Annotated in this window: 4 protein-coding genes; 1 reads left to right on the top strand and 3 read right to left on the bottom strand. The window is 48.1% G+C overall.

What is annotated here, in order from left to right; all coding sequences use genetic code 11:
• Positions 1-70 precede the first annotated feature (70 nt).
• From FHS57_RS11600 to FHS57_RS11590, 3 genes are all read right to left on the bottom strand, one after another.
• Positions 71-8089 (bottom strand): choice-of-anchor Q domain-containing protein, encoded by an 8019-nt coding sequence (locus FHS57_RS11600; RefSeq protein ID WP_183973717.1) that lies wholly within the window; start codon positions 8087-8089, stop codon positions 71-73.
• Positions 8090-8427: 338 nt separating this feature from the next.
• On the bottom strand, positions 8428-14919 hold the full coding sequence (locus FHS57_RS11595) for a T9SS type A sorting domain-containing protein (RefSeq protein ID WP_183973715.1): 6492 nt from the start codon (positions 14917-14919) through the stop codon (positions 8428-8430).
• A 367-nt stretch (positions 14920-15286) separates the two neighbouring features.
• Positions 15287-17203 (bottom strand): helix-turn-helix domain-containing protein, encoded by a 1917-nt coding sequence (locus FHS57_RS11590; protein ID WP_221225609.1) that lies wholly within the window; start codon positions 17201-17203, stop codon positions 15287-15289.
• 321 nt (positions 17204-17524) lie between these two features.
• On the opposite strand from FHS57_RS11590, the gene FHS57_RS11585 reads away from it, so the two are divergent.
• The gene (locus FHS57_RS11585; RefSeq protein ID WP_183973711.1) at positions 17525-20668 is read left to right on the top strand and encodes a SusC/RagA family TonB-linked outer membrane protein; all 3144 of its coding nucleotides are present in this window, start codon (positions 17525-17527) and stop codon (positions 20666-20668) included.
• Positions 20669-20672: the final 4 nt, after the last annotated feature.

The following is a 20672-nucleotide window of genomic DNA, read 5'->3' as shown; positions in this document are numbered from 1 at the left end:
CATCCGTCATTTATTAGATTACTGGTCAAAAATGGATTGTCAATTCCATTTTTGACCAGTACTAACCCTGTTACTCCACTTTCACCACTTTCAGCGTCGCTTGCTGGTTAGCCGTCGTCACCTTCAAGAAATACATCCCCGTCGGTAACGCACTCACCCCAAACTCCTCTTGGTGGGTGTTGGTTTCGGGAATAAATTGGCGGCTCAAAACTTCACGCCCCGAAACATCGGTCAATGCAGTTTGTACCGTTTGCCCCTTGCTGTCTTGCACTTTAAGACGAAGCGTATGCGTAACGGGGTTGGGCATTACATTGGCGAATGCTCCGTTATCAGTTATCTGTTTTCCGTTATCCGACCCTTGCCCATTTGCTCCTTGCCCTTTGCTTTTTGCCTCTTGCCCACTGCCATTTGCCCCTTCTCTCGCTGCTCCCACGCCTACGCCATCTCGCGACTGAATTCTGAACCAGTATTCTTGGTAAGCCAAGACATTCCCTTGCGGTTTACGCGTTGATGGGTAAATGCTGCCCCAGCCTTTTTGATCCCAATAACGAATGCCTAACTTGTACAATCCTTTTGGTAAACCTGCATCGTACGAATTTCCTCCTGCGCCGTTGTCTTGGTAAAAACCGTAGGCGGGATGGTTTTGGGCATACAATTCCGTCCAGCCTTCACGGTTGGCGTACATGAAGTAAGGCGCGTTGTTCTCGTGTGTGTTGAACGAGCGAATTACGCCCATTTCTGGCGTCGCTAACATGTCAAACGTCAGCGAACCGTCCGTATTTAATCCGCAGGCTTCTACGTTGATAGTCCAATAACGTGGTGCCATTTTATTGGCATTTTCTACGTAATACAAAGTCGGATTTACTTGCGTACTTTGTTCCAATTCAGGACCACCATCTCGGGTGATGAATTGGCTTGTCCATGCCGACCGGTCGTTTACCTTCACTGCCGATTTAGATTCACCAATGTTGATTAACGTCACCACAAACGCATTCCAGTAAACATCTTTGCGAATACTTTCCGCGCTCTGACAGCCGCCGTCAAAAAGACACTTTGCCCAATACGTCTGCTTGGTCACGTTGCTGAACGCTACCTCAAAACTTGAGGCCGTTACGCCTGTGTTCCAGAACGTTTGGCTACCTGCGGGGCAATTCGCCGAGATTCTCACCCTTGTTCCTGTGCATACAATGTCTTGACTCACCGTAATCGTTGGCGCGACATGAGTAGGCGTCACGGTGAATGTCACTACATTGCTCTTTTCACTCACACAGCCATTTTCCGTCTGACAACGAGCGTAGTATGAGATTGTTTCCAAAGGTAAGCTCGCAGGCAAACTTGGCAAGGCTACATTTGTGCTGGCATTGTACCAAACCGTCCGCAAACTTCCGCATGACGATTGACCACTGAAACTTGAACCACTGTTGCAGCTTCCCGTCGATAATAACGATACCGTCGGTGCCGATGGAATTACGACCAATTTTAACCGCATCACTCCAGATTCACTTTCTACACAAGAAACCGTTCCACCTGATTGGCGACAACGTACGCGGTAATTGTGGTACTGATTATCCACCAAACCAACGGGCAAACCCGCGCTGTATTCGCCACCGTCCACCGAATAAAGCGTCACTTCATTTGCCCCACAATTGGCATTAAAACTAAGTGGTATATTCACCAAACTGCACACTTCCTTGGTCTCGCCAACGGCTACCGTCACACCGTCCACTAGCATTGTTACATTTTGAGGTACGGTTGAACGGTAATTAATCGTCAATTCAATCGGATTCGTGTACGTCACAGCACAACTCGCATCACAAGCCGCTTGGTAGCGGTAGGGTTGGTTATTGGAGGGCTGGGAAACTGGAGCATTGGGTGACCATGCGCTCCACCCATTGCTTCCCACTTGTACCCGCCAAACGGGCGACCCCAAAACACAAGAACCCGAAACCGTAAACTGTAAACCGTTAATAGGATTCGCATCCGTGTCACAGAAGGTTTGGCTGTTGCCTTCGTTGAGCGTTTGTTGAAGAGTTGTTAATGTAATCGTGGGTTTGCCTTGAACCGTCACCGTTGCACTGCCAGTTTGGACTCGGCTACATAGCGTTGATGAACCATCTTTGACACTCACTAAACTGTATTCAACTATTCCCACTTGACCCGTGGGTGCTTCTAAGCTTACGCTGCTGCTACTAGTCGTGACGATGGTTTGTTCTGAGCCGTTGTTGATTTTGTAGGTAAATGTGTAAGGCGTTGTGCCACCCGCTCCCGTGAACGTGATTTTGGGCGAAGTAGCATTCTTGCAGACAGTTGTTGTTCCCGCAATCGTCGCCGTAGGTGATGGATTCACCGTCACCGTGCTGGTTGCATTCAAACTCACAAGGCAATTATTCTTGGTAACGTTTACTAGCGTGAGCGTCACATCTGCCGTCGCATTCGGAGCCGTAATCGTCTGAGTGGTTCCGTCCAAAAGCAACGTTTGATTACCCGTCAGACCCGTTAATGTATAAGTCAGCGTTGCGCCAGTTGTGCCGTTGACACTGAATGTCGCATTGTTCCCCGCACAAATCGGGCTGTTATTATTCGCAACCGTCGCTGTAGGCAATGGATTCACCGTCACCGTGCTGGTTGCGTTCAAGCTCACAAGACAATTATTCTTGGTAACGCTTACCAGCGTGAACGTCACATCTGCCGTCGCATTCGTTGCCGTAATCGTCTGAGTCGTCCCGTCCAAAAGCAACGTTTGATTACCCGTCAGACCCGTTAACGTGTAAGTCAGCGTTGCGCCAGTCGTGCCGCTGACGCTGAATGTCGCATTGTTCCCCGCACAAATCGGGCTGTTGTTACTCGCAATCGTCGCCGTAGGTGATGGATTCACCGTCACCGTGCTGGTCGCATTCAAACTCACAAGGCAATTATTCTTGGTAACGTTTACTAGCGTGAGCGTCACGTCTGCCGTCGCATTATTGGCCGAAATGGTCTGAGTGGTTCCGTCCAAAAGCAACGTTTGATTACCCGCCAGACCCGTTAATGTATAAGTCAGCGTTGCGCCAGTCGTGCCGCTGACGCTGAATGTCGCATTGTTCCCCGCACAAATCGGGCTGTTATTATTCGCAATCGTCGCCGTGGGCAATGGATTCACTGCCACCGTGCTGGTCGCTGTCAAACTCACAAGGCAACTGTTTTTGGTAACACTTACGAGCGTCAGCGTCACGTCTGCCGTCGCATTATTGGCCGTAATCGTCTGAGTCGTCCCGTCCAAAAGCAACGTTTGATTACCCGTCAACCCCGTTAATGTATAAGTCAGCGTTGCGCCAGTTGTACCGCTGACGCTGAATGTCGCAGTGTTCCCCAAACAAATCGGGCTGTTGTTACTCCCAATCGTGGCCGTGGGCAATGGATTCACCGTCACCGTGCTGGTCGCTGTCAAACTCACAAGGCAATTGTTTTTGGTAACGCTTACGAGTGTGAGCATCACATCTGTCGTCGCATTATTGGCCGTAATCGTCTGAGTGGTTCCGTCCAAAAGCAACGTTTGATTGCCCGTCAGACCCGTTAGTGTATAAGTCAGCGTTGCGCCAGTTGTGCCGCTGACGCTAAATGTCGCATTGTTCCCCGAACAAATCGGGCTGTTGTTACTCGCAATCGTCGCCGTAGGTGATGGATTCACCGTCACCGTGCTGGTTGCGTTCAAACTCACAAGACAATTGTTTTTGGTAACGCTTACCAGAGTAAGCGTCACATCTACCGTCGCATTCGGAGCCGTAATCGTCTGTGTCGTGCCGTCCAAAAGCAACGTTTGATTACCCGTCAGACCCGTTAATGTATAAGTCAGCGTTGCGCCAGTCGTGCCGCTGACGCTAAATGTCGCATTGCTCCCCGAACAAATCGGGCTGTTATTATTCGCAATCGTCGCCGTGGGCAATGGATTCACCGTCACCGTGCTGGTCGCCGTCAAACTCACAAGGCAATTGTTTTTGGTAACGCTTGCGAGCGTGAGCGTCGCATCTGCCGTCGCATTGGTGGCCAAAATCGTCTGAGTCGTTCCATCCAAAAGCAACGTTTGATTACCCGTCAACCCCGTTAACGTGTAAGTCAGCGTTGCGCCAGTTGTACCGCTGACGCTGAATGTCGCATTGTTCCCCGAACAAATCGGGCTGTTGTTATTCGCAATCGTCGCCGTGGGCAATGGATTCACCGTCACCGTGCTGGTCGCTGTCAAACTCACAAGGCAATTGTTTTTGGTAACGCTTACGAGTGTGAGCATCACATCTGTCGTCGCATTATTGGCCGTAATCGTCTGAGTCGTTCCATCCAAAAGCAACGTTTGATTACCCGCCAGACCCGTTAATGTATAAGTCAACGTTGCGCCAGTTGTACCGCTGACGCTGAATGTCGCAGTGTTCCCCGAACAAATCGGGCTGTTATTACTCGCAATCGTCGCTGTCGGTGGAGCGGGGTCTTCAAGGGTTGCTGTCGCCGCATTACTAACGCACCCTCCGTACGTAGCCACTATTTCTGTATAATTTCCCGCCCCCAAACCCGTCAAGGTAATCACTCCACTGCCGTTGGAGGTAAAATTAGCCGCCGAAACTGCTACACTGTTCTTTTTGTACGTAACCGAATAAACGGTATTGTTCAAAAATCCACTCAACGTAATGCTACCCTCTGAACCTCCGCAGGTTGTGGGGGTAGCTGTACCTATCGTAGGAGTAATAGTCGTGGGTGAAAGAAGGCTATAAGTATTATCCACATATAATGTCGGATTGTATTTGAGACGAACCCGTACCGTATAAGTACCCTCTGTCGTACCCGTACCACTTGTCAAATTGAACGGGTCAGCAGTAATATCTGCAAAAGTAGGCGTACCCGTAAAGCTGTTGCCCGCCACGATGGCATATTCTACCCCACCTGACGTATTGCCGTTAAGATCGCCCGTGAGGTCAATGCTGAGGCTGCCGGGTAAAGTACATTGTGAAGTAGGCGTAACCGTTGCGGAGAGCGAAGCCGCACCGAGGTACTCAATAATGACTTGACCTCCCGCATTGTTGGCTCCAGCAGTGTTGTTTTGGTTGCTGCCAAGATTATACGATGCTCCGCCGTTGCTTGGAGTAATGGCCGTTCCTCCCGTCTGACCACCTCCGCCGCCGGCGTGAAGACCAGTGCCGCCACCACCACCGCCATACCCTCCGCCGCCATTGCCGGTAGCAATACCGCCAAGCGCATTAAAGCCAGCACCACCGCCCATTGCCCCACCAAACCCACTGCCGTTAAGACCTCCTCCGCCGCCGCCGCCGGTAACAAGCCAATTGCCGCCCTGACCATTACCGGTAGTTATAAGGCCTGAGCCTCCACCAGAATTACCTCCGCCGCCGCCTGCAATAATCAGGGGCACACCGCCTTGAATACGAGTACCAGACCCTCCTCCTCCGCCGCCTCTATTACCATCTCCACCAGGAGCGCCAGCAACCGATTCCAGGACCTGACTGGACGATACAATAAAATCGCCAATCATTATTGCTCCTGCACCGCCATTATTGCCTCCTTTTGCTCCTTTAGCGGTAATTCTCACTTTATACAGTCCACACGCTCTCCAATAGCCCACAGTAACCGTTCGGCTGTGACCGGGGGAAGAAACAGTAAATACTTCGCCCGTAATATTAGTACAAGCTGTGCAAACATCATACGATGATTGATACTCAAATGCCCCTATATCTGCATTGCTGACTCCCGTCGCATTAAAAGGACGGGCATTTCCCTCAAAATCAGTAGTCGGTGCATTGGTATTGGTGCCTGCATCTATCGCGGGAGAACATTGCTGCAGGCGAAAATCACCCCCAGCCGCATTCACGAAAAGGGGGTCACTACTGATATTACCAGAACCGCCCTGTACGTTGGAATAAGTTATCGTACCACCCGAAACCCCTCCTCCATTCCCCCAAATAATACTGTTACTAATGGATGTAGCTGACCTCTGATTGTTAATAGTCGTCGTGCCTACATTACCATAGAAAGTGCAATTTACTACCCTCACCATGTCTGTAGCACCACCGTTGGAAATACCCGCGCCCGCGGTTGTTGCCGTATTGTTGAGAAACAAGCAGTTCGTAATGCTTGATGAGGAGTTATCATTGAACATACCACCTCCAGATACTGCATAATTATTCCGAAACACGCAGTTCTGAATATTGGGTGAGGCATTTGAATTCCACATACCTGCTCCCAAACTAAGTGGAAAACCGCCGTTCGCATACCCTTTTTCTACAATAAACCCATCCAATATCGCCGTATTTCCCAAAGGTGAACCCGAGGTAAAGTTATTGTTAATCACTCGGTAGCTGTTGTCGGTGTCTATTCCAGTATCACCAATATTCCCACTCAAAATCGTGGGATTACTGCGCCAATTTCGGGCGGTAAGCTGCGTCTCCGTACCGTTGAAGCCGCCGTAAATCGCCACTCCGTTAACCATCACAAAGCTTTTCATACGGGCATCGGCGGGAGACGTATTGCCCGAAGCATCAGCCGTCGGCTTGTACGTCCCCGCCGCTACCCAAATCTGAGATACACACGAAGGGAAGTTTCGAGCCCCATTAAGTGCCGATTGTAAATCGGTGTAAGCATCCGCCCACGAACGACCACTGTTGTTCCCCGAAGCCGAGGCATTAACGTAAACAATGCCATTGTTCCCGATGCAATTACACACACTGTACGACGATTGGTACTCATAGGCACCCATATCGGTATTATTTACCCCCGTCGCATTAAACGGGCGAGCATTTCCCGCAAAATCACTGGCTGGTGCATTGGTATTCGTGCCTGCATCTATCGCGGGAGAACATTGTTGCAAGCGAAAATCTCCTCCAACCGCATTCTCAAAACGCGGGTCACTATTGACATTCCCCGTTCCACTCACGCCTCCTTGTACGTTCGAGTACGTCACCGTACCACCAGAAATGCCGCCGCCGTTTCCCCAAACAATACTGTTGCTGATGGAAGTCGCTGACCTCTCGTTGATAATAGTCGTCGGGCCTGCATTACCATAAAAAGTACAGTTTATCACCTTCACCATATCCGTACCACCTCCGTTGGAAATACCAGCCCCCGCAGTCGTTACCGTGTTGTTGAGAAACAGGCAGTTCGTAATGCTTGATGAGGAGTTATCGTTGAACATCCCACCGCCAGACGTCGCATAATTGTTACGAAACACGCAGTTTTGTACTTTTGGTGAAGCATACGCATTCCACATGCCCCCCCCCAAATTGAACGGAAAACCGCCGTTTGCATACCCTTTTTCTACAATAAAGCCATCCAATATCGCCGTATTTCCCAACGGTGAACCCGAGGTAAAGTTATTGTTGATTACTCGATAGCTGTTGTCGGTGTCTATTCCAGTATCACCAATATTACCACTCAAAATCGTGGGGTTATTGCGCCAATTTCGGGCGGTAAGCTGGGTCTCTGTGCCGTTGAACCCCCCATAAATAGCCACACCGTTGACCATCACAAAGGTTTTGGTTCGGGGATTGGCGGGAGACGTATTGCCAGATGCATCAGCCGTAGGTTTGTAAGTACCTCCTGCTACCCAAATTTCCGTTAAATTACTACTACAAGGATAGCTGAGTGCCGATTGAAGATCCGTAAAAGCATCGGCCCACGTTAGACCCGTATTGGCACCTGACGCCGAGGCATTCACGTAGAGACGGGAGGGAACCGGATTGACAGTAAGGGGGAGACAGGCTGAAGTACTTAGGTTGCTTTGTGAGACTACATTAAATTTGCAACTTTTCATCCCTAGGGGTAGAGTTATTTTCAACCTTACAGGAGTAGATATTCCAAGCGGGGTTATCTCAAAGGTAGTAGCTGAACTAGGTTCTCCCCCACAATCAGCACTGGTATAAAAAGTACGCGTTACCGTCAAATTTTGGGGAGAATTTGACCAAATGGTAACAACATCATTAGCTTCCGAGCCAGCACACCCACTAACGCTCGGCACCGTTTGAAGATAGAGTACTTCAGGTGCACTTTGCGCATGGCTGCCCAAGGAAAGCGCCCCGCACAGAATCAATAAAAAAAGTTGAAGAGTTAGTTTCATAACTTACTTTGTGAATGGGTTGAAAAGGGAGTAGGGTTTTGTTTTAAGCGTTCGATTCTATCTTCGAAATACCACCAGACTGCTAAGCAAGCAAGCAGCGCCAGCAGCCATAAAAACAGCCACCACAGCCTGCTTATAAAAGATTTTATGTCATTAAGAAAATTCATCTAGCAAGGTTAGTTTATAATCCATTTTTTACCAAAATTGACGCATCACAAAAACATCACAAATCACAAAACCCTAACAATCAATACATTAAAAATGCAAAAATGCCTTCAAGTGACTTGAAGGCATTTTTGCATTTTTAATAGGATAGTACTTCGGGCATTAGAAGTCACCTACTCCACTTTCACCACTTTCAGCGTCGCTTGCTGGTCAGCCGTCGAAACCTTCAAGAAATACATCCCCGTCGGTAAGGCACTCACCCCAAACTCCTCTTGGTGGGTGTTGGTTTCGGGCACAAACTGGCGACGCAAAATTTCACGGCCTGCGGCATCGCTCAATGCCGCTTGTACCACTTGCCCTTTGCTATTTTGGATTTGAAGGCGAAGCGTATGCGTGACGGGGTTGGGAAGAACGGTGGCGAAAGATCCGTTATCAGTTATCGGTTGTCCGTTATCCGACCCTTTGCCGTGCGACGGTCCGACCCTTGCTCCTTGCCCTTTGCTTTTTGCCTCTTGCTCCTTGCCATTTGCCCCTTCTCTCGCTGCGCCCACGCCAACGCCGTCTTTCGACTGGATTCTGAACCAATATTCTTGGTAGGCCAACACATTTCCTTGTGCTTTCCGCGTCGAGGGATAAATACTGCCCCAACCTTTTTGATCCCAATAACGAATGCCTAGTTTATACAAACCTTTTGGTAACCCTGCATCGTAAACGTTACCGCCTGCGCCATTATCTTGGTAAAAGCCGTAAGCAGGGTGGTTTTGGGCGTACAACTCCGTCCAGCCCTCACGGTTAGCATACATGAAATACGGCGCGTTGTTTTCGTGCGTGTTGAAAGAACGAATTATGCCCATTTCAGGCGTCGCCAACATATCAAACGTCAACGAACCATCGGTATTTAATCCACACGCTTCTACGTTGATGGTCCAGTAACGAGGCGCTTGTTTGTTGGCATTTTCTACGTAATACAAAGTCGGATTTACTTGCGTACTTTGTTCCAATTCAGGACCACCATCTCGCGTGATGAATTGACTACTCCACAATGATTTGTCGTTGGCTGGTTTTACTGCCGATTTAGAGTCGCCGATGTTGATTAACGTCACCACAAAAGCATTCCAATAAATGTCCTTGCGAACGCTTTCAGCACTTTGACAACCGCCCTCAAAAAGACACTTTGCCCAATACGTCTGCTTCGTCACGTTGCTGAACGCTACCTCAAAACTTGAGGCCGTTACGCCCGTGTTCCAAAACGTTTGGCTACCTGCGGGGCAGTTGGCTGAAATTTTCACCGTTGTACCTGTACAGACAATGTCTTGACTCACCGTAATCGCTGGCGCGACGTGAATTGGCGTCACTGTGAACGTCACTACATTACTCTTCTCACTTACACAACCATTTTCCGTCTGACAACGAGCGTAGTATGAGATTGTTTCCAAAGGTAAGCTCGCAGGCAAACTTGACAAGGCCACATTCGTACTGGCATTGTACCAAACCGTCCGCAAACTTCCGCATGACGATTGACCACTGAAGCTTGAACCACTGTTGCAACTGCCCGTCGATGATAACGATACCGTTGGTGCCGAAGGTATTACTACCAATTTTAACCGCATCACGCCAGATTCTGATTCCACACAGGAAACCGTTCCACCTGATTGGCGACAACGTACGCGGTAATTGTGGTACTGATTATCCACCAAGCCAACGGGTACACCCGCGCTGTATTCGCCACCGTCCACCGAATAAATGGTCACTTCATTTGCCCCACAATTGGCATTAAAACTAAGTGGAATATTCACCAAACTGCACACTTCCTTGGTCTCGCCCACTGCTATCGTCACACCATCCACTAGTAGAGACACATTTTGTGGTACCGTTGATCGATAATTAATCGTCAACTCAATCGGATTCGTGTACGTCACAGCACAACTCGCATCACAAGCCGCTTGGTAGCGGTAGGGTTGGTTATTGGACAATTGGGAAACTGGTGAATTGGTCATCCACTCGCTCCACGCACCACTGCCCACTTGTACCCGCCAAACGGGATTGCCCACTACGCAAGAACTCGAAACATTAAACTGCAAACCGTTAACTGGATTCGCATCCGTGTCGCAGAAGGTTTGGCTGTTGCCTTCGTTGAGCGTTTGTTGAAGAGTTGTTAATGTAATAGTGGGTTTGCCTTGAATTGTCACCTCCACGCTACCAGTTTGAGTTTGACTACAGGCAGGCGTAGAACTTTCTTCTACACTCAATAGACTATACGTAAACAAACCAGATACACCCGTCGGAGCTGTTACAGTGGCGCTGTTGCCACTTGTGGTTGTCACCGTTTGCGGAGCACCATCGTTGATTTTATAAGTAAATTTATAAGGTGTTGCCCCCCCATTACCCGTAAAAATAACCGTAGGGGAAGCTCCATCTTTGCAAGCAACACCCCCACCTGTAATCGCCGCCGTAGGCAGTGCTTTCATCGTCACTTGAATCGACACCGTCTTAGCACAAGGGTTACTCGCATTGTTGACTGAGAAATACATCGTTTGAGTACCCGACAGTGCCAAATTAGTCAATGTGAATGTATTGGATGCTTGGTCATACGTGCCCGCTTGGGTAGTGAGCAGGGCGTCGCTGTACCACGTACTACCCACTGTAAAGTTATTGGCACCACCGATTTGAAGGGCAGAAGTGCCTATTGTTCCACAAACCGCCATTGGAGCTACAATCATATCATTGTTGGTGACGTTTGGTATTGAATTACCTTGTGGATACTCAATGACCCCATCATTGGTCAATGCCGAATTGGTATGCGTTTGCGCAGTATTAACAGTAAACAGTCCTGTGTTGGTAAATGTACCCGCATTGTTGAGATTATCAAAAATGGTAAGCTTGGCACAAGCATTATTGTTAAAGATTGAACCAGCCTCATTTTGCACCCCATCTACTGCCGTTTGTTTGATACTGATGTCTCCACCTGCATTGTTGTTAAACACGGCATTAACTCCTTGTACATTAGCTATACCGCTACCTGTCAAAGGACCATTTTCTCCCATCTGAATCAAACCTGAATTGGTAAACGCACGGGTAGAAACAATGCCGCTCTGCACTTGGTCAATGTAGATTTTTGCACCTGTGGTATTGGTAAAAGCTGTCGTACTCAGAATACCCGTGCTAAAACTTCCTTCACTAGCATTAAACACATTACTAATCGTGATTTTGCCCGCATTTTGGAAAGTACCCGTACTGTTCCATATACCATTGCCCCAAGGTTTAGCAATAGAAATGATTCCTGTGGCACTATTTGTAAAACTGTTTCCAGCATTCAGAATACCGTCTTGTGCATGAACAAGTCCAATATTTCCAATGGTAATCACCGCATCGTTGGTGAAGGTTCCCTCATTCCGAATAGCGCCTATGACGTTCGTATTTAAAATACCTATTCGATTGATACGTATCTCCCCCCCACTTTTATTCGTAAACGTGCAACCAGTTGCACTTCGAAGCCCCACTCCTCTAATATCCTTCTGGCTTCCGATTTCAATAAGGGCTTCATTATTCATCACAGTACCCGAATTCACTAGGTAAATGGCATTGCTACCCGTCCAATCAATATAAATCGAGCCACCTGTTTTGTTATTAAACGTATTACCCTCTAGTCTTATTCCCTCCCCAGTAACAGCTGCATTGCTGCCAATTTTGATAAGGGCTTCGTTGTTGATTAAGCCGTTTGAATAAAATGCTTGACTGCCCGCGGCTTGGTCAATGTAAATAGCGCCTTCTGATTTGTTATTAAATGTACCGCCGTTTCGATGCACAATTCCGATGGCTCCAACTGCGCTGGTATTACCTACTCGGATGGTACCGCTATTGTCCAACGTACCATAGTTGTCTAATCCATGACGCGGTGATACTGCGCCGTTGATAGCAAGGCTTCCCGTAGCATTTATCGTCAGTACCGCTCCGCCCATGACCAGCACCGACTTGGCCACGGCACCCGTACCCGCTCCAATAACGGGATCGTTTGTTACATTAGGGATATTTACATCATCAGTAGCCGTAGGAACGCTACCGTCTTGCCAGTTGCCTGCCGTCGCCCAATCAGTAGATACGCAACCCGTCCAGGTATCGATAGCGGTGGCAGAAAACGGCGAAGAAAACACAATGGGGGTACCGTAGGTCGTCGCGCAGGTAGGGCTGCTTTGAATACGTGCTTTGATGTTATAATTTCCCGCAGCTAGGTTACTGAAAGTGGCATTGGTACTCCAAGTATCCCCATTGTTGATACTGTATTCTATTGTACCCGTTCCTGTAGCGTTGACAACAATCGTGCCTTTGGGATTGGCGCAAGAAGGTTGGGTGACGGTGGGAGCTTGGATAGTTGCCACAGGGTTCACCGTTATACACACTGGCACTCCGACTTCATAACATTGCTCATCAAGACAGGCATCAATGATTTGTGCCAGCGTGAAGCCAGCGACATTACCACAGCCATTATTTAACCCTAAATATGCTATGGTATAGACACAATACTGATTGGGGGCAGCAGTGGCAAAAAATGCTTCTGCTTGCTCTATGGAGGCATAAGAGCCGATTGCTGCATTATTTTGGAAAATAACAAAAGTGCTGGTACCTGTTTGTCCTACCTGTGTCAGGTCCACACTTCCCCCCTGACAGATGCTTGCTACATTTGACGAGAGTGTACCAGCAGTGACATTGGGAGGCGAAGTAAGTTCGACGGGGTTGCTTCCGTAAGTCGTCGCACAGGTAGGGTTGCTGCCTTGAATACGTGCTTTGATGTTATAAGTTCCCGCAGCTAGGTTACTGAAAGTGGCATTGGTACTCCAAGTATCCCCATTGTTTATACTGTATTCTATTGTGCCCGTTCCTGTGGCGTTGACAACAATCGTGCCTTTGGGGTTGGCGCAAGTCGGTTGGGTGACGGTAGGGGCAGTGATATTGGGGGGAGTACAACTCATGGTAAAGTTCAAACACCAGCCTCCAATACTTCCTGTATTAGTAGCGGCATCATCTACTGCATACAAATACCAAGTGCCATTTGGATTACTATTATTAAAAAGTATTCCCAAAGATGTGGTGCTCGCGGAGGTATAAGGGCCCGCCTGAGCAGGGGCAGGGAAAACATCGGTACCTACCTCAAAATCGGTCGGTCTGAAAGTTCCGCTGGCCAATGTCGTGTTGTTCGGTAATGCACTTCCTGCACTTGAGTCGAAAATCAAATCAAGGTTTGTGACGGCATTCGTACCGCCGACATCAGACATAAAAACATATTTTTGACCAGTCGGAGAGTACAGTAGTAAGTCAATGTCATCAGGCGCGGTGTGCGTTAAGTTTTTTAGCGTAATTGTTACTTTCTCAATCGTACCCGTTAGGCCCGATACAGAAATGCAGGAGGGATAAGGCGTAGCCTCCCCATTATCATTGATTGTAATGCCGCCTTCGTTACAAAAGGTAGTACCAGTGGTGACCGTACTACTACTTGAGCAAGCCGCATCATCATTCCTGATTGTTCCAACACCTTGGGCATCCGTAACGTTTGCCCCCGTTACATGGGTAATATTGACAAAAAAAGATTCGTCTGACTCAAATTTTAAATCACCATTGACAGACACTGTAAAGGTGTATGTCGAACTACCTTGTGGAATCGTCTGACTTGTCAATGATTTGGCCGTATAATCATTATCAGCTGTAGTGGCTGTATTATTAGCCGTAGCAATATCAAAGGTCACACCACCTGCATGTGCAGGTTGATCAAGGCTAACCGTAAAAGTATAAATAGTATTTCCGGCGTTGCCCTCCAATTGGCTGACATCATCGATACTAAGAGTTGGTGTTGCCAGCCCCAAACATTCAATCACCACTTCCCCACCGGCAGCATTGGCCCCGGCGGCGTTGCTTTGGTTGGTGCCCGCGTTGTAGGAGCCGCCACCAGCACCACCACTAATACCATCAATACCATTACTACCTCCACTATATCCACCACCACCACCACCACCACTACTAGGACCACCACCATCACCGGCACCACCACCACCACCGGCACCACCACCACCATTACCACCACCACTATCACCGGCACCACCACTACCATTAAAATCAGAAACACCCGAATTAATACCACCACCACCACCAATAGCAGAGGTACCGGTAGGCCCACTTGCACCACCGCCACCAACGCCAGAAAGACCACCACCACCACCACCACCACCGGCTACAAGCAGCAATGCGCCGTTTTGAAAGCGAACCGCTGAACCACCACCACCACCACCACCAGCAACAGGACCAATAGCATTACGACCGGGCGCACCGGCTATCAGCTCCAGCACCTGCCCCGCCGTCACGCTAAACTCCCCCGTAATCGTAGCACCGGCACCACCGCTACTATTAGAACCATCCCCGCCTTTTGCGCCTTTGGCCGTAATACGGATGAGGTAGGGCCCCGGAGCTGTCCAGGTGGCAGTGGTGCCGTTGGGGCTACTGGTGGTAGCCGAGATACTAAAGGTTGGGCATTGGCCGTAGCCGGTTTGGCTAATCAGGCTGTTACCTACCAGCACCATCAGAAAGTAACTGCTAAAAACCGATGGGAAGCCCGACATACGGGCCAATCCTAAAATAGATGCGTAAAAATGAGTCATGGTTGGGTAAATGTGAGACATGAGATTTATGGGTGTGCAGGGTGGTAAATAGAGAGACGGCTGATTTTTTGGTTTTCATTTGACCAACTGTACATTGTTGGCTTGGGCAGTGCTTTCGTCATGTGTACAACTCAAGCAAAGCAATCCCGCCAACAGCGCACTGAAGAGCCTTCTTAACGTCATGGTTGAGGGGATTGTTAGCCTAGTTGATTTGAGGACGGAATACGCAGAAACAATGCGTTTACTGATAAAGCAAAAGTAGGGGTAAGGGAAGAAAAATAGTTGGTGTATTGTTCCGAAAACTTAGTGTATTGTTCCAAAAGCTTAGTGTATTGTTCCAAAGGCTATATTGGAAGCGGGCAAAAGCCAGTAATAGAAAAATTCGGGATTATTGAACAGTCGCAGAGGCGGGCAGTCCGAATTGTTTGAGCACGGCCTGGAAGCGGGGCTCTTTGCGAATGGCTCTGTACATGGGAGTCACTAAAATCTCGGAAGAGACACGCCCCATCGAAGCTGCCTTTTCCAAACAAATTAAACTGCTGTCTTTTTGACCTAAGCCAGCATAAAGCATGGATTTACTGACAAAATCCTGCGCTTGGTTACCCATTTTATTCAACAACGTACGAGTAGGGGCTGAATTTCCCAACCTGGCCGCGCAGAAAGCACTGCTCACATTCCCGTACTTCATGTTTGGATTGAGTTGTTCCATTTTCGTAAACTCCTTCAGGGCTTTGTCGAACCGGTTGTGGTGCAGCTCATACTCACCTCTCGCCATGTAATACACAAAGGAGTCATCAAAAATCAATTTTCCATCGGCAAGGGCTTTTTGAGCTAAATCGTCACGATTGGCATACGCACAATTCCAGATATGACCAGAGAGAATCACGGGATACAATGGATCTAACGAAACGGCCTTGGTGCTATACCGCAGGGCTTCGCTCAGTTGGCCCATGGAGCGCAATAACAGACTGTACCAGTAGATGGTTTGGGCATCGTTAGGGCGATATTTGAGAGAGATTTCGTAGGCCGTTTTGGCTTGTTTCCACCTAAACCGCCCGCGGTAAATATTGCCCAATGTGGCATAGGCTGTGCTGTTGTGTTCATCCAACTGAATGGCTTTGAGCGCTTGCTCTTCGGCCAGCTCCATTGATGGCTGTAGCTCCCGATACCCCATATTTCCTAAAAACAAGCACGCACTCGCTTTGTAAGCTTGAGCTTCGGCAAAGGTGGAGTCTAAGGCCAACGCCTTGTCAAAACGAAGAATACTTTCGAGCAATTTTTCTTTGGTACGGGTCAGGCATAAGGTACGTCCGAGCAAAAACTCCTGATAAGCTTCCTGATTTTGCGTAGGTACGCGTTCCAATTCTTGCAAAAGCGCGGGCGAAATTTTTTGTTTCAATTGCGCCACAATGCCTTGTATCATCTCATTCTTCAATCGGAAAAGTTGGGACAAATCCCCTTTGAATTGTTGACTCCAAACTTGATGTTCGTCCTGCGCGCGTATCAGCGTCAGTCCTATTTCGATGGCGTTGTTCTGCTCCTTGACCGTTCCTTTTAATAGATACACCACCCCCAGTTCTTTCCCAATCTGCCCATTGGGTTTGTTGGTATCACGGTACTGATTTGTTGAACCTTGGGCAATCACTTTTAGGTTTTCAATCAACGAAAGCGATGAATGCAGGCCGTTCAGGATACCATCTGCCAAAGCGGGATCTTGGTTAAGACTTTTGAAAGGCAAAATGGCAACGGAATTGTCAAAATACGGCATGTAATCGTCGGAAGCGTTGGCCGTCGAAGATTTTAACATTCCCCAAAACACCCCGCCCGCCACGAGCACCATTATTATTAGGCCAACAACGACCCAATTCCGACGCGTCATGGGGCTACTCGGCGGCGTCAGCGTTTCTTCAAGCAACAAAACCTCTTCTTCTACCGCCTCTACTTCCTGCGGAATCGGTAAATCATTTTTACTTTTTCGGTATTCCGTAGGGCTAATGCCATAGGCTTGAATAAAATACTTGCTAAAATTTTGGGGGCTATCTATACCTACCAAACCCGCGATTTCGGTGATACGCAAATTGGAAGAATCAAGCAGCGCCTTGGCTTTGTCAAGACGAATACTCCTAATATAAAGCGTCGTAGAGAGTTGGGTTTTTTCTTTAACAATGCGGTGAAGGCGCGTTTTACTAACTCCTAATTCTTTATAAACCGCCTCTAACGAAAGTTCGGAATTGCTTACATTATTTTCAATCAGCCGAGTTAGTTTTTCGAGAATCTCGCTATCCGAACGGTTCATAATAGACATATATCAATAACAGAGTAAGCAAAAACGCTAGTAAATATATTCTTTTGGGATTGAAAATCACTAAAAGGTCAAACGTTTATTCCGTGTTTTCCCTCTGAAAGAACCCAGATTACCCCCTCTTACCTCCCCCATTCTTCTTCATTCTTCGGGTTCGGGCAAGCCTTCTTGAATAATAATCGTGTAAAATTGACACTTTCTAAGATGACTGAACATTTGTAGCGCTTATTTGGTGATTTGTGCTACTCTATTTTTGAGTCACCCCCTTTCTTTGCAGCAGTAATATCATATTATTTATCAAATAAATTATGTTTTCATTGATTTATGAGAAACATTAACTTCTACATTTCCACCACTCAGAAAAAGCTGTGCCTGGTCATCTGGTGTGTATCGCTTTTGATTGGGTTTTCGGGCTTGTCGTTGAGAGCACAAACGACAAAAGCCCAAACAGTAAAAGGGACGGTGAAGTCCAACACGGGAGAAACCATCCCTGGCGCTACGATTGTCCTCAAGGGAACCACCCGAGGAGTAAACACCGATGCTTCGGGCGAGTTTTCCATCACTTGTCCGCCCAATCAAACATTGGTTGTAAGTTATGTTGGTTACAAAACCAAAGAGGTCGTGGTTGGAGCTAAAACAACCATCAACGTCGTACTGGAAGAGTCACTGTCAGAACTAAACGAAGTCGTGGTAGTTGGTTACGGACGGCAGCGCAAAGAAGGCGTTGTAGCATCCGTTACTCAAACCACCAACAAAGAGCTTGAACGCGCGGGAGGGGTATCAAGTATTGGTGCGGCATTGACGGGTAACGTCCCTGGACTTATCACCAATGCCAGTACAGGACTTCCTGGGGCAGAAGACCCGCAGATTCTCATTCGTGGTCGTAGTTCTTGGAACAACTCTGAACCCCTCATCCTGGTCGATGGCGTGGAGCGTCCTATGACAAGCGTGGACATCAGTTCGGTTGAAACCATCACCGTCTTGAAAGATGCCTCGGCTACTGCCGTTTTTGGTTCGAGAGGTGCCAACGGGGTTATTTTGATTACGACCAAGCGGGGGCAAACGGGCAAGGCTTCCATCAGAGCTACCGTCAACACCATCGTGAAAGCGGCGTCCAAATTGCCCAAAAAGTACGACGCCTACGATGCGTTAAGAATCAGAAACGAGGCCATCGAATACGAGCTCGCTACGCGTCCTGAGGGATGGAGAAACTACTTACCAGAAGCCATCCTTGGCAAATACCGCAATCCTGCCAACCTAGAAGAAGCCGAACGCTACCCTAACGTCAATTGGGAGGAAGCGTTGTTTAAATCTCATGCGATTTCTAACAATGCCAACCTGAACATCAGCGGGGGAACCAATTTGGTCAAGTACTTCACCAGCGCCGACTTCTTGCAAGAGGCTGATTTGTTTAAAGTGTATGACAACCGCCGTGGCTACCAACAGGGTTTTGGCTTCAACCGCCTCAACGTACGTAGCAACTTAGATTTTCAGTTGACAAAAAGCACGGTATTAAAAACCAACCTCTCGGGTTCGTATGGCGTCAGAAAAAGCCCTTGGGGGTTCACAGGTAGCGAATATGGCCCTTGGATTGATGCCTACAATGCTGCTCCTGACTTGTTTTTGCCCAAATATGCCGATGGCTCATGGGGTTTTTATGCTCCCAACCAAGCAAGGGCTGAAAACTCCGCTTTGAGCCTTGCGATTGGCGGTGTTCAGTACCAAACTACCGCCCGTATTACAACCGACTTTACCCTCGAACAAGACCTAGACATGCTTGTCAAAGGGTTGAGGGCGGCAGGAACAGTATCATTGGACAACACCTTTGTTGAGTCGAATCGTGGGGTAAATGACCTTTACAACAACACCCAACGCAAGTGGATTAACCCCGAAACGGGCGTAGCTACGTACCAACAAGCCGTGGATGGCATCACTGGTTTTGATTTTCAGGAAGGTATCAAATGGTCGCCCGCCGCTGGAAGTATTGGCGCCAGCCAACGCCGTTTGTTTTATCAGCTCCAACTGAATTACAACAAAACCATTGCTGGCAAGCACAACATTAACTTGATGGCTTTGACCAACAGAAACGTCTTTGCCAGTGGTAACACCATTCCATCTTACCGCGAAGACTGGGTATTTAGAACCACCTACAACTTCCACAATAGATACACCATCGAGTACAATGGTGCCTACAATGGCTCTGAGCAGTTTGCGAAAGACTATCGTTTTGCCTTTTTCTCTTCTGGAGGTGCCAACTGGGTTATCTCAAACGAGCAATTTATGAAGCCAATTCGCTTTGTCAACTCGCTTAAACTTCGGTTGTCGTATGGCCAAACAGGTTTTGATAACTTGGGCGTTCGCTGGCCTTACTTAGAACAATGGGCTTATGGCGGAAAATCAAGACTCGGGGTAAACGGGGAAGGTGCTGAGCAAAGCCCTTATACGTGGTATTCTCAGTCCACCGTCGGGAACCCTACCGTACAATGGGAAGAATCTGAAAAATACAATCTTGGCTTAGATTTCGAGCTTTTCAAGGGTTTTGTCAAAGGGAAAGCTGATTATTTCCAAGACAACAGAAGTAAAATCCTCTTGACAGGTCGGTCAGACGTCCCAAGTTACTTTGGCGCCGCCCCTCCAGTTGCCAACTTAGGTGCTGTAAAAGCCAATGGTTACGAAATCGAGCTTCATTTTAATAAAAATCTTGGCAAAACACGTTTGTGGGCCGATCTCAACATGACCCACACTGAAAATAAAATCCTTGAACGCGCTACGCCAGAATTGCTACCCGACTACCAAAAACCAGAGGGAATGCAAATCGACCAAGCTTATTCTTACGTGAGCAAGGGCTTGTACAACACTTGGGACCAGCTTTATGGCAGTACCATGCACAATGTGAATGACAATCAGAAATTGTTGGGAAATTACTACTTAGTCGATTACAATGGCGACGGGGTGATTGATTCTCAAGACCGAATTCCTTACGGACATACTGGCTGGCCACAAAACACCTACAATGCCACTTTTGGTTTGGACTGGAAAGGGTTCTCGGCGTTTGTTCAGTTCTATGCGGTCAACAATACAACCCGCCAAGTGGTGTTCACAAGTTTGGGCTCACAAAGCACGACTGTCTATCATGAAGGAGAATATTGGTCACCTCAAAACCCGACAGGAACCCCCATCCCACGCTGGCTTACCACGCCTTTTGGCGACTACCGAGGCAACCAGTATATGTTTGATGGCTCGTATTTGCGCTTAAAAAATGCAGAAATCGCCTACAACTTCACGCCAGAACGTAGTCGGAAGCTTGGACTGAACAGCCTCAGAATCTATCTCAACGGAAACAACCTCATTGCTTGGAGCAAAATGCCTGACGATAGAGAGTCCAATTTCGCTGGAACAGGCTGGGCGTCGCAAGGAGCTTATCCTACAGTGAAGAGATTTAATTTAGGTTTAAACATTACTTTCTAATAAA

Source organism: Runella defluvii, assembly GCF_014195535.1.
Classification (GTDB): domain Bacteria; phylum Bacteroidota; class Bacteroidia; order Cytophagales; family Spirosomataceae; genus Runella; species Runella defluvii.
The sequence above is the reverse complement of the archived record's forward strand: the minus strand, read 5'-3'. Positions and strand labels throughout refer to the sequence as shown.

What these genes read in the sequence shown, in the direction of transcription:
- FHS57_RS11600 (WP_183973717.1), bottom strand. Translation starts at nt 8,089, where the DNA reads ATGAAACTAACTCTTCAACTTTTTTTATTGATTCTGTGCGGGGCGCTT.
- FHS57_RS11595 (WP_183973715.1), bottom strand. Translation starts at nt 14,919, where the DNA reads ATGTCTCACATTTACCCAACCATGACTCATTTTTACGCATCTATTTTA.
- FHS57_RS11590 (WP_221225609.1), bottom strand. Translation starts at nt 17,203, where the DNA reads ATGTCTATTATGAACCGTTCGGATAGCGAGATTCTCGAAAAACTAACT.
- FHS57_RS11585 (WP_183973711.1), top strand. Translation starts at nt 17,525, where the DNA reads ATGAGAAACATTAACTTCTACATTTCCACCACTCAGAAAAAGCTGTGC.